Origin of the sequence: Succinimonas amylolytica DSM 2873 (assembly GCF_000378405.1) — a bacterium.
Lineage (GTDB): Bacteria > Pseudomonadota > Gammaproteobacteria > Enterobacterales > Succinivibrionaceae > Succinimonas > Succinimonas amylolytica.
In genome coordinates this window covers 231,637-243,245 of the sequence record NZ_KB899638.1, presented here as the reverse complement: position 1 = coordinate 243,245, position 11,609 = coordinate 231,637, and the positions used below count along the sequence as shown (strand labels likewise).

12 protein-coding genes are annotated in these 11,609 nt (G+C 37.8%); 5 read left to right on the top strand and 7 right to left on the bottom strand.

Annotated features, from left to right (window positions below; genetic code table 11):
• Both istB and istA read right to left on the bottom strand, forming a co-directional pair.
• On the bottom strand, positions 1 to 725 hold a 725-nt coding region (gene istB / locus F557_RS20125), incomplete at its 3' end, for an IS21-like element helper ATPase IstB (RefSeq protein ID WP_245539419.1).
• Positions 726 to 751: 26 nt separating this feature from the next.
• A complete protein-coding gene (gene istA / locus F557_RS0113775) occupies positions 752 to 2,053 on the bottom strand; it encodes an IS21 family transposase (RefSeq protein ID WP_245539418.1) in 1,302 nt (433 codons plus the stop codon).
• 203 nt (positions 2,054 to 2,256) lie between these two features.
• On the opposite strand from istA, the gene F557_RS20120 reads away from it, so the two are divergent.
• The 3 genes from F557_RS20120 (at position 2,257) to F557_RS20115 (ending at position 5,921) form a co-directional block, all read left to right on the top strand.
• Positions 2,257 to 3,336, top strand: coding sequence for an ISAzo13 family transposase (locus F557_RS20120; RefSeq protein WP_019002804.1), 1,080 nt, complete (start codon positions 2,257 to 2,259; stop codon positions 3,334 to 3,336).
• A 404-nt stretch (positions 3,337 to 3,740) separates the two neighbouring features.
• Entirely contained in the window at positions 3,741 to 4,970 is a 1,230-nt protein-coding gene (locus tag F557_RS0113765; protein ID WP_019002803.1) for a BspA family leucine-rich repeat surface protein, read from the top strand.
• 540 nt (positions 4,971 to 5,510) lie between these two features.
• Positions 5,511 to 5,921 carry a reverse transcriptase family protein gene (locus F557_RS20115; protein WP_019002802.1) on the top strand — a complete coding sequence of 137 codons (411 nt, stop codon included), beginning with the start codon at positions 5,511 to 5,513 and terminating at the stop codon, positions 5,919 to 5,921.
• On the opposite strand, the gene F557_RS0113755 is transcribed toward F557_RS20115, so the two are convergent.
• Complete coding sequence (locus F557_RS0113755) at positions 5,906 to 6,385, bottom strand: hypothetical protein (RefSeq protein ID WP_019002801.1); 480 nt, start codon at positions 6,383 to 6,385, stop codon at positions 5,906 to 5,908. The genes F557_RS20115 and F557_RS0113755 overlap by 16 nt on opposite strands.
• Positions 6,386 to 6,547: 162 nt before the next feature.
• Between F557_RS0113755 and F557_RS0113750 the strand changes: the two genes are divergently transcribed.
• Complete coding sequence (locus F557_RS0113750) at positions 6,548 to 7,312, top strand: hypothetical protein (RefSeq protein WP_157617900.1); 765 nt, start codon at positions 6,548 to 6,550, stop codon at positions 7,310 to 7,312.
• 68 nt (positions 7,313 to 7,380) lie between these two features.
• Here the strand turns inward: F557_RS0113750 and F557_RS0113745 are convergent, their stop codons facing one another.
• The 3 genes from F557_RS0113745 to F557_RS21440 form a co-directional block, all read right to left on the bottom strand.
• Positions 7,381 to 7,698, bottom strand: a complete 318-nt coding sequence (locus tag F557_RS0113745) for a BrnA antitoxin family protein (protein WP_019002723.1) — start codon at positions 7,696 to 7,698, stop codon at positions 7,381 to 7,383.
• Positions 7,685 to 7,975 (bottom strand): BrnT family toxin, encoded by a 291-nt coding sequence (locus F557_RS0113740; protein ID WP_026297923.1) that lies wholly within the window; start codon positions 7,973 to 7,975, stop codon positions 7,685 to 7,687. The genes F557_RS0113745 and F557_RS0113740 overlap by 14 nt, the downstream gene beginning before the upstream one ends.
• A 277-nt stretch (positions 7,976 to 8,252) precedes the next feature.
• Entirely contained in the window at positions 8,253 to 8,960 is a 708-nt protein-coding gene (locus tag F557_RS21440; protein WP_019002799.1) for a tyrosine-type recombinase/integrase, read from the bottom strand.
• 1,168 nt (positions 8,961 to 10,128) lie between these two features.
• On the opposite strand from F557_RS21440, the gene F557_RS0113730 reads away from it, so the two are divergent.
• Positions 10,129 to 11,346, top strand: coding sequence for a tetratricopeptide repeat protein (locus F557_RS0113730; protein WP_019002798.1), 1,218 nt, complete (start codon positions 10,129 to 10,131; stop codon positions 11,344 to 11,346).
• Here the strand turns inward: F557_RS0113730 and F557_RS20105 are convergent.
• The coding region (locus F557_RS20105; RefSeq protein WP_019002797.1) for a hypothetical protein at positions 11,343 to 11,609 on the bottom strand (267 nt) is incomplete at its 5' end. The genes F557_RS0113730 and F557_RS20105 overlap by 4 nt on opposite strands.

The following is an 11,609-nucleotide window of genomic DNA, read 5'->3' as shown; positions in this document are numbered from 1 at the left end:
TTTGCCAATAAATTTGCCTTCTTGGCAGCGAGCAATCTGTAACTGTCGCCATTGATTGTAAGCACACTACAATGATGAAGCAGTCTGTCTAAAATAGCAGTGGCGGCAGTTGTATCACCAAGTATCAGTCCCCAATCACTGACAGGTCTGTTGCTGGTTATAACAGTACTTTTGGATTCATATCTTCTGCTTATCAGCTGAAACAAAAGATGTGAGCCATTTGCACTGAAGGGACAGTATCCTAATTCATCAATGATGAGGACTTTAACCTTTGCAAGTTTCTGCATTTTTTGTTCAAGCTTTCCCATTTCATGGGCTTCGGAGAGTTCTTTGATAAGAGCTTCTGCCGTTTTAAAAAGTACTGAGTATCCTTGTTTTACGGCTAGCAGACCGAATCCTATGGCCAGGTGTGTTTTGCCTACTCCTGGAGGTCCAAGAAAGAGAATATTAGAGCCACTGCCAGCCCAGGACAGCGTTTTAAGTTCTCTGATGACAGCCGTATCGATACAAGGCTGCACCGAGAAGTCAAACTCCTCAAGAGTGCATTTGCGAGGGAAGTGGGCTGCCATAATCCCAATCCTTATTCTGTTTTCCTCTCGACGACTAATTTCACGACTAAAGACAAACTGCAATATTTCTCTGGGATTCATTCTGCTGTTTGTAGTTTCACTGATAATTTCCTCAATGTGATCTCTGCAGAAAGTCAAATTCAGCCTGTCAGCCATAGCAATAAGATTGTTGTCAGATGCCATTACCATGATCCCCCAGTAACCTTTGCATACTCATCGAGTGAACGTGACAGGCTGTTCTGCCCCCACGTTTCATAATCGGGACTAACGTCATTAAAAATTTTAATGGTTGATTTTTCCTGTAATTTTGCAGTATAAAAGGAAGTGGCCTTATCTATTCTGATAACTTTATTATCAGCATCGTGGAAGATGATTTCTGTGTCTGTTATCTGAATAAATACGCTTTGATTGGAGTACTGCTCCGGTAGTTTATACAATCTGTTCTCGACGCGGATAAGGCCACACTTGTCTGCCTTTCTGGTTTCCTCGCGTATGTTTGTAAAAAATACCCTGTCAACAGTCCTAAGTTCAGATCGTTCCTTTTGTGTGAATCTTTCTGCCGGAGTTTCAGCTTGTATGCCGGTGGTATGAACCAGTGAAAGTTTCCTTACGTCTGAGTATTTCACCAACCATAAATCTATCCACTTCTGTAAGTCCTCAAGAGAATCAAAGTTTCTGCCTGGTAGTGCATTTTCCTTGAAATACCTTACCATACGTTCACATTTACCTTTAGAGCGGGGTTTATATGGCGTACACGCGACAGGCTTAACATTCCAATAATGGCAGAATGCCGTATACCTTTCATTAAATTTGAGCTCACTGCCGTTATGTACTGTAACCAGACATTTTGTATTATCTGAGACTATTGCCAGAGGAACTCCTCCAAAATGTCTAAAAGCATTCTCAATACCATTAAGCCATGCTTCAGTATTTTCTGCCGTAAACGCCTTTACGTAAATTCTTCTCGAATAACCGAGAACACTAACAAAAAAGTGAATCCTGATATTACTCCCGCCTATCATCACATCCTGTTCTCCAAAATCTATCTGCAGGTGATCACCAGGTTGGGTTTCATAGCGGCAGGGGATTGATTCGCCACGATTCTTCAGTTCCTTTCTGAACTGTTTGCAGAAAATCTGTAACCCTCGTAAATTCGCACTGCCATCATACGATTCCTTAAGTTTTCTCAGCAGAGGTACACAGTGTCCATTCATCTCGAAAAACAGCTCTTTAATTGTTTCTCTGTTGATCTTCAAATAGTTATTAAAACTGTCCTGCACATGTACCTTTGGTTGTTGAATACCATTCATGTATTTACGAACAGATTGCCTTGAAATTCCCAATTTTCTGGCTATATCCCTGATAGACTTTCCTTGTTTAGAAAGTTCATGGATCTGATTTTGAAATATTGAATCAAACATTCTGGAATACCCATTTTCTTTTATAAGATATTCCGACATTTTATGTTTTTTAGATCTTCTCATGACCACTCCATTATCTATTTGTTTCATAATTTATAGGTGGTCAACTTTAATTCGTTTAGGTGGTCAACTTTTACGATCGTTTAACATTTAGACTGTTACGAGTGGGATTATATCACCCAAGGAGATGTCTCAAAATAAAATGTAATTCTTATGAATGATATTTTCCCTATACTATGTTGATGATGTGTACATAGGAGTGGATGATGTCAGAAGCAGAAGATAAAGTCAGTAGGATTATTAATGATGTTGGTGAACTGTCATCCAAAATTCTGAATGAAAAGCAAAGGAGATTAGTCAGTGGTTGCATATCCAAAGCATTCGGATACGGAGGAGATAAGATTGTAGGAGCAGCTTTTGGCCTTGATCCAAGAACTGTTTCAGCAGGAAGAGCTTTGATAAATGCTAACAGCCTAGATGATACTTCTGACAGGGTTAGGCAACCCGGAGCAGGCAAGAAATCAGCTACAACTCTACAGCCAAACATAGCCAAAGCTGTGGAAGATATTGTAAGCAACAATACCTACGGCTCTCCTGAGAAAATTTTGCTTTGGACAAATCTGTCTCTGAGAGATATATCTGAAGAACTACAGAAACAAGGGTTTAAGGCAAGAAAAGATCTTGTCGGAAGAATGCTTGAAGCTCTTGGATATAGCAAGCAGGTCAATCAGAAGCATATGCAGGTTGGTAAAGAACATCCAGATCGTGACGAGATGTTTAGACGTATCAACCTTACAATCGAGGAATTTTGTAAGAACGGAAACCCTGTTATTTCTACTGACACAAAAAAGAAGGAATTGATAGGAAATTTCAAAAATAACGGAGCTGAGTACAGAAAAGAAAAAGACAGCAGGAAAGTTTTAGACCATGATTTTCCAATCCCTGAATTAGGAAAGGTAGCTCCATATGGCATATACGTAGTCAACGATAACACGGGATTTGTAAATTTGGGAACTGACCATGATACAGGGGAATTTACTGTCGAAAGCATACGCAGATGGTGGCTGCATATCGGGAAAGAGAATTTCAAAGATGCAAACAAGATTATGGTTGTTTGTGACAGTGGCGGTAGCAATGGGTGGAGGCCAAGACTTTGGAAATACCAGCTGGCTATGCTTGCTGAAGAAATAGGCAAGGAGATTCATGTTTACCATATGCCGCTAGGAACATCAAAATGGAACAAGGTAGAGCATAGACTGTTTTGCTATATAACCAAGAATTGGGAAGGTAAGCCTTTGCTCGATATCAAGACTGTGGTGAATTATATAAGCAACACAAAAAACTAAAAAAGGATTTGTTGTTAATGAGAACAAATACGAATATTCAATCAAAATCTCGGATGAACAGATTGAAACAGTTGATATTGAAAAAATAGAACCTAATGGTGACTATGCTTACATTATTCGAGACTTTAGGAATTACAATTAATTTTGAGACGATTCCTTAGTTATAACAGATTAGAAATATGAAGTTGCAAGGATGCTACTCAGTACAACGGACGATGAATCAAAGACCTATGATTAGATAGCCATAATCATGAAGATAAGCAGGTATTCAGAATTGACCATTAGGAATTTGAAAAATGATGCTTGTTGGTTACTTCTCTCATATAATAAAAATATAACTCCATAATGAACTAAATATAAAAATTCAGCTAAATTGATAAAGAGATAAATAAGTGGGTGACTAAATGTACTGTAGCAAATGCGGAAAAGAAATAGCAGATAATTCTGTATTTTGCAAATATTGCGGAGCCAGAATTATTGAAGCTAATAGATCAAGCAAAAGAATTATAGTTCTTGGGACTTTGATAGCACTGATTGTAGCAGGTACTTTTGAAGCAGTTAAATGGTATGAGAATTATAAGAAGATGAATCCTGTTCTTAATTCCACCGCTGATATTACTGACGATCTCATACGGAAAATCATAATGAACAGTATCGATTCTCTGACTATAAATTACGATTTTTCAAGATGTCAGTATAAGAATGAAAAACATGATGATTGGGAAAAAGAGAGGCTGATATCCAACCCCTTTTGGAGGGCTAATCAGTTGAATCCAATAAGGAGGATTAATTTTGAAGTCAAGTTATCCGATAATGCCACATCTTTGGCCTGCGCTTTTTACAAATTTGAGAAACTTGAATATGTAAACATAAATGATACTCCAAACGTTACCGATATGAGAAAGATGTTCTATGGGGCACATTCCTTCAACCAGCCAATTGGCAGTTGGGATACTTCAAACGTTACCGATATGAGTGATATGTTCCTTGGGGCGCATTCCTTCAACCAGCCAATTGGCAGTTGGGATACTTCAAACGTTACCGATATGAGTGGTATGTTCTTTGGGGCGCATTCCTTCAACCAGCCAATTGGCAGTTGGGATACTTCAAACGTTACCGATATGAAGGAGATGTTCAATGGTGCAAGATCCTTCAATCAACCCATTGGCAATTGGAATACTTCCAATGTTACCGATATGAATTGGATGTTCTCAGGAGCATATTCATTCAATCAGCCTATAGGCGATTGGGATGTTTCAAACGTTACAGATATGCACAATATGTTCTTTGAGGCGCATTCCTTCAACCAGCCAATCGGTAATTGGAATACTTCGAAGGTTACCAAAATGTCTGGCATGTTCTCCCATGCACAATCCTTCAATCAGCCAATTGGCAACTGGGATACTTCAAATGTAACGAATATGAGGGTAATGTTTTGGGGAGCAGAATCTTTCAATCAGCCAATCGGCAATTGGGATACTTCGAATGTAACGGATATGTTATTGATGTTCTGTAGAGCAAAATCCTTCAACCAGCCAATCGGCAACTGGAATACATCTAATGTTATGTATATGGTTGGTATGTTCAAAGATGCAACTCAATATAGATATTCTAAACCTCGCGGTGCCGAATAATCCTTTCCTTGTATACTTATCAATTTGATAAGTATATTTTTGTGTGCTCGGCATGTTCTATATCTGTAGGGTGAAAGTCCCGAACACGACCGTGGAGGTAAGTGTTAGCGAATTGCAAGGTGGTTACAGTAATGTAATAGCTGAAAGAAGCAATAGTGAAATCCCGAACTGACGTACAGGAATCACTTCAGGCAGCCAGAGTGGATAAGAGTGCAAAATAACTCGAAGTCCGATAGCCAGACGGAAACTCTGAATGTAAAGGTGGCAGTGGTGGGAGGAAAGATGTAGGGCTTACCCGAGGAGATCCTGTCAGCTCATTAGTGGGTAGTAACAACGAATGGCAGGAAGTCAGCAGAGGCCGTAGTAGCGAGGAGTATGCGTGAAGGGCCGAACAAAACGAGTGTGAAAATTTAAGGAACGCAGCCAGAGTCCAGAAAACAAGGCATAAGACATAAGCGACGGCCGACCTGCAGGGAAAGATAGCACGGAATGTGAAGGATACCTCAGGGGTGAGATGATGACGGTGAGCGATATAGAGATATGAGTAGCATAAACTTCGAACCGATAACTCTTGAGAGAATACTCGAAAGGAAGAACCTTGCGGAAGCACTTAGGAAGGTGGTCAGCAACAAAGGCGGTGCCGGCGTTGATGGCATGAAAACCCTTCAGTTAAGATGTTACATATTGGAACACCCTAATGAAATCTCGGAAGCGGTGAGAAACGGGACTTACACCCCGAAACCTATAAAAAGGGTATACATACCTAAGGAGAACGGAGATAAACGACCTCTGGGCATACCAACTGTTATAGATCGTTTTGTGCAGCAAGCGGTGGCATTAGTGCTGTCCGAAGAGTATGAAAAGATCTTCTCAGATAACAGTTTCGGTTTCCGGCGAAAAACAGGGAAACTAAAACTTCCCTGTTATTTCTTTAATCAGTCTGCATTGTAGTATTTAAGTAAAGTTTTATCGGAACTGCTTCGTCCTTTTCCATTTTCCAAAATGTTTAATATTTTGCTTTTTGTTCCTTGTAGAAAATCCTCTACTGACTTACCACAATAATTATTTATCTCTTCTATCAGAACATCAGAAGCACTTTGGGTTACAGAGTCTTTTATAGCACTATATTTCATACTAAGTGAACCATTCATCATCTTATTGCCCTTATCATCAACAATCGATGTTGATCTTATAACTTGTTGCATAGCATCTTGAAATCTCATAAAAGCCTGAGCTTTTATAATTTTATCCTGGGCGATCTGCACTAATTGATTGTCTCTTGTTCTGATGTTATTACCTTCTATTTGAAAGTGTTCGCAATCAATAATGCCTTTCTTTAGATGTGAGAAATCAACGTCAGCAAAAGCAGAACCGCATAAGCTCATCATGAGTGCGGAGAGTAAAAGTTTCTTCATAAACAACCTCAAGTATTAAATGATCAATATCGCAAGGGGCGATGTTACCATCATTTAGAGCAATAATCAAAGTTATTAGTCATGTTAAGAAATAGGGACGGCAGTACACTGTTTTTGGTAGAATATGCACAGCTATTCTCACACATTAGAGAGGTAAAACTCATGAAATATACTGTTATGACAATATTGGCATTGTTTGTATCAGGTATGAGCCCTGCAGATGAAACAACAGAAGAGATACAAATACCGGATACGGTAGATATGCGGAAGTTTGAACAATCATACAGCAATCTGACTAATACAGACACAAACGAATTGCAGGAAAAGACTTCTGCCGCTCCTGTTATCATTTCTGAAGAAATGCTGAATAGCGTTCTGGCTTCAGACAACATTCCCGAAATAGACACCAGTAGACTGAATCAGGAACAGAAAAACGCCCTGGCAAATACAGATCAGAGCTATGATTCGGGCTGTGCTATTTGGATGTGTCTACCTGCCGGGTTCCCCGGGGACGAGTGCAGAGCACCGCACAAAGAAATGCTGCGTCGCTTGAGACATGGCCATTTCCCGTTGCCGACTTTTGGCTCGTGCGTTAAAAATTTCACAATAAAAGGACTTTCACTGAAGGGACTTAACAATTCTGAATTTTCTTACAATTACAACGATGCGGCCTTGATTCCTGCACATCAGGAATGCACCAGCTACAAGGAAGAGACGGTTTACACGCAATACGGGCCGCAAAAAAAACAAACTTGTTTAGAGTATGGCTTAACTGATGCTTCCTTCGTTAAGGACCGTGTGTGCGTTCCTAATTGCGGCAGCACTGGATGCCATCCTATTCCTGAAGGATGCACTGATACTTACAAATATATTGATGTGCTTATAGACGGACAGCCATATGGACAAACGTATTATTTCAAGCTGTAATCTGCTGTTTGTTTTAAACAAAAAAACCGCTGGATCTCTCCGGCGGTTTTACTCATTGGGAGATCTCATTACACGAGCTGCTTCAGTATAGAAGTGTCAGTTAATACTCTCTCTAAAATTTGACTCAGAACCGAAGTATAACCTTTGCCAAAAGACTTGGCTTTCTCCAATGCTCTATTAGACAAACGAACAGAAACAACCTGCTTTCTCTGAAGAGCCAAACGAATTCTTCTATCTTCAACCATTTCTCGTAGTTCTTCATCAGTAAGCTCAGGATTTTCCTCATCTGGAACAACAGGTCTGTCCTTAAGTGCTTTCAGCATAGCAATATCTTCTTCCGTGTATTCAAACGGCTTGTTAAGATCAAAATCCTTAGTAATTATCATAATACTCCTTCTCCTCTTTTTTGGTTGCACGTCTTGCCGATATAATTCTATAACACCCCGAACGAACTGTATAAGCAACACTTAATATGATCAACTGCTCTTTTGTTAGACCGACAACTTTATATCTATCTTCTTCCAACAATGAATTATAGGAATCATAGCGTATCATTCTATGCTCATCATAAAACACAGAAACTGCTGTACTGAATTTAACACCGTGCTTCTTGATGTTTTTTTGCTCTTTGTTTGTGTCCCAGCTAAATTGCAATTGAATCACCCCTTGCTTTCATCTTAACGAGAATTGTAATACAAAATAGCATCTAATACAAGATCTTTGTGAGAGAATGTGCTGTGCAGCAAACTTTGATCTGAACTTTAACAATGGCGGGTTAAGCGGGTTAACTCAGGTTACACCAATATGGAGAGATCAAAAAAGTTCAGCAGTAGAATGATTTTCCATATGTAGAAACAAGAAGGCCACTTGCAAGAGAGAGCATGGTGAAGTTAGTTTTTTAAGATCTAAATCACAGTTTACACAAAATAGTATTTACTCCCTATAATTTTGTATTTGTATGTTTTTTTTTGAAGTCGTTTACAGTAGTCTCTTTTCTCTTTTTATTTCCCATTGCCTTCCTGTATTGTTCTATCAAAAAGTGTGAACTCACTTGTATATAAATATCAGTTGTTTGAGGTGATGAATGGCCAAGAAATCGCTGAATAGTCTGCAATGGTGCTCCTTGTTCGTACATATGCGATGCAAAACAGTGGCGGATAATATGCGGAGTGATATGCAATTTGTTCTTCATGGCATGTATTTTGACTATCCTTGCAACCTGGAAAGGAGTTATCCTTTTGCCTGTTTCCACGTTGTGAAATAAATAGCAGCTATTTCTTGGCGTTATAGCAATATACCTTTTTATCAGTTCTTCTGTAGAAGAATCAAAAATCGTAAGCCTTTCTTTCTGTCCTTTTCCCTGCACTCGAATTGTTTTGTCTAGCAGGTTAATATCGCTATATTTGATATTACAAAGTTCAGATACCCTCATTCCTGTTGCATAGAGCAAATGTAAAATAGCTTTTTCCTTCAGTCCTGATGCAGTAGATTCGTTTGGAGAATTGATTAGCGTAAGTATACTATCCACAGGAATGTAGCTTTTTTTGGGGATACGGTATTTTGGTCGATAAACAATGTTAAGGTAGCTATCTCTCAAACCTTCATGGAACAGGAATTTGGAGAACACCAACAAGATGGAAAGTATCACGTAAATTGTAGCTCCTGACGATATGCGGGACTTTTGCTCAATATAGCTTTTAACATTGCTGTCCGTAAAAGATGTGCAGTTAATCATGTCAGGAAGAGACTTCAAAAATTCAAAGACATAATGACAATACAGTGTGCTAGAGGTCTCACATAAACACCTCTCGTTTAGAAGATAATCCCTAAATTCATTCATTATTGAAGCAATTTGTGTCATAAAAGCAAATATCATGTCATGTATATAACTATAAATTCATGATAATCGCTTCATCTGATTATCGCTCTTTTTCTTTTTCAGTCATATTTCAAAATCGTGATCTGTCTGGAGCCTGGACGGTTTATCAGGGTGATACTTTTGATAGAAGTATCAATTCTGAGTTTTTTTACTAACGTAGGTATCGTTTTTATAGTATGGTAAAGAGAAAGTATGTTCAATTGTACATTGAATATTACTTCCTTATAAGAAAGTAATATAATGAAATTAGATTGTGGTAAATGAACGATTAATAATAAGTTTAGTTTGTTTTATTATAAGTATACAGCTTAAGATAATTGACCGCAAAACATCTGATAACGGCAATTCATCACAATCTGCAAATTAATGGTAGTAAATTTATTGATGCTGCGTCTATTTGTAAAAAACGAAGTTTTCTGATAATTTTTATAATGGAGAGATGTGAATATGAAGATTGCTTCAATTGTGGTTACTATTATAGTATGTCTTTTAGGTTTCTTATATTCTTTTGGAGAAGCATATTTTGCTTATGTAAATGCACAATCAATTATGCACCAAATGTATAGTGGCATTTATGCCCTGATCGCTACTATATTTTTGTGTACTTCTTTAATTGTATGGGCAATTTCATGTATAAAGATAAATTGATAGTTTTAAATAAAATAATTATAGTCAAGTTTCAGATTGTTTTGTAATACTTTTTGCTTGTTCGTATGCTTCGGAGTTTGATGTAATCACACTTATCATAATTTATGAAATTGTTTTAATATTATGTTTTAATATATAACGAAGCATTCATAATTGTCATTCTTTTTAAGGGAAATGACACGTTTGGTCTTTTCACACCACTCTCTTCTTTAGTTAATGTTTAAGTACGTCAAATTATATTATTTTAATATCTATTTTGCTTTAGATAATGACATCATAGGGAACAAAAATGAAAATGAAAGTAATTTTAAATGCAATGCTGGGAATTGTTTTGTTGAATGCCTGTACCGATAAATTACAAGAATTAGAGAATTCTTGCAAATCGAATAATCGTAATGATTGTTTAGAGTTGGCTCATATTTATGAAGCGGGCAAAGAGGTCAAACAAGACTATTTGAAAGCTCTTGATTATTATAAAAAAACTTGTGATTTGGGAGATCTTGCAGTTTGTGCGTTTCTCGCAAAAACATATATCAATGGTGAAAATGGCATTAGTAAAAGCAATGCAGAAGGACTTTTATATTCGGAAAAAGCATGTAATTTAGGTGATAAAGACATGTGTTACATGGTAGCACAGTCATATGCTGATGGAACTCTATCAGAGAAGGATACTAAAAAAGCTTTGCATTATCATGAAAAAGGTTGTGAGTTAAATTCAGGAGCATCCTGTGCGGCTGCGGGGGTAATGTACATTAGTGGGAAGGATGGTATTGAAAAGAATCCTAAAAAATCTTTAGTTTTTGAAGAAAAAGGATGCAGCCTGAACATTGGTGTATCCTGTTATGGAGCTGGAAGTATATATCTAGTCGATAACCAAAAAGAAAAGGCAATAGCCAGTTTTGAAAAGGCGTGTAATTTAGATATCGGTGATGGATGTAAAATGTTTCTAGATTTGAATTCTGATCCTCTGCTTAAGTTTACTTTAAAGACAAAATCGGCTGCTGAAAAATTGTGCGATTTAGATAATCCGGTAGGATGTGTGGCTTTGGCAACTTTTTATACTTCTGATAATGATATAGTAAAACAGGATGATATAACAGCTAATAAGCTAGTAGAAAAAGCATGTAATCTTAAAGAAGGTAAAGCCTGCCTTATTTTAGGCCAGCGTTACAAAAATATTGACAAAGATAATGAAAAAGCAAAAGTTTTCTTCAAAAAAGCCTGTGATTTAAATAATCAAGAGGGTTGTGTTTACGCCAACCCTTATGGTGTATGGAGGGAATTTGTAAAGAAAGATGAATTTACAGAAAATACTAATTTAATATACGCAAATTCCTCGACAGATACATTTCATACTGGTTATGGCGGGCAAAGGAGAGCCACGCTTATCGCTAGATGCGTGGACAATGAAACTACACTATATATAGATTTTGATGCAGTTATGTCCTGCGGCAGAGACATGAAGATTGGTATTAAGTTCGTATTAGGTCTAAAGTCAGCACTTTAGGCCTTCTTAAATTTCCACGGCATTGCCTGCTCAAGAATAGCATTTCTTCTTTCATCAGACAGCGATTCATCTTTCAGTTCGTCTCTGTGAATACCCATATATCTGAACAGAAATTCAAGGTAATCTTCCAGATCAACTCCATGGATTTTGCAGGTTTCGTGAAATGATGAAAACACAGCCGTAGACTTAGCTCCCTCAATAGAGCCAAATCCGCTGGGCATTGAATGTCTCAGCACTGCAAAGTCACGAATAGCTCTCTCGGC

Coding starts and splice junctions, on each gene's coding strand:
- istA (WP_245539418.1), bottom strand. CDS start 2,053: ATGAGAAGATCTAAAAAACATAAAATGTCGGAATATCTTATAAAAGAA.
- F557_RS0113745 (WP_019002723.1), bottom strand. CDS start 7,698: ATGATAATTACTAAGGATTTTGATCTTAACAAGCCGTTTGAATACACG.
- F557_RS0113755 (WP_019002801.1), bottom strand. CDS start 6,385: ATGAAGAAACTTTTACTCTCCGCACTCATGATGAGCTTATGCGGTTCT.
- F557_RS0113765 (WP_019002803.1), top strand. CDS start 3,741: ATGTACTGTAGCAAATGCGGAAAAGAAATAGCAGATAATTCTGTATTT.
- F557_RS20115 (WP_019002802.1), top strand. CDS start 5,511: ATGAGTAGCATAAACTTCGAACCGATAACTCTTGAGAGAATACTCGAA.
- F557_RS0113730 (WP_019002798.1), top strand. CDS start 10,129: ATGAAAATGAAAGTAATTTTAAATGCAATGCTGGGAATTGTTTTGTTG.
- F557_RS20120 (WP_019002804.1), top strand. CDS start 2,257: ATGTCAGAAGCAGAAGATAAAGTCAGTAGGATTATTAATGATGTTGGT.
- F557_RS0113750 (WP_157617900.1), top strand. CDS start 6,548: ATGAAATATACTGTTATGACAATATTGGCATTGTTTGTATCAGGTATG.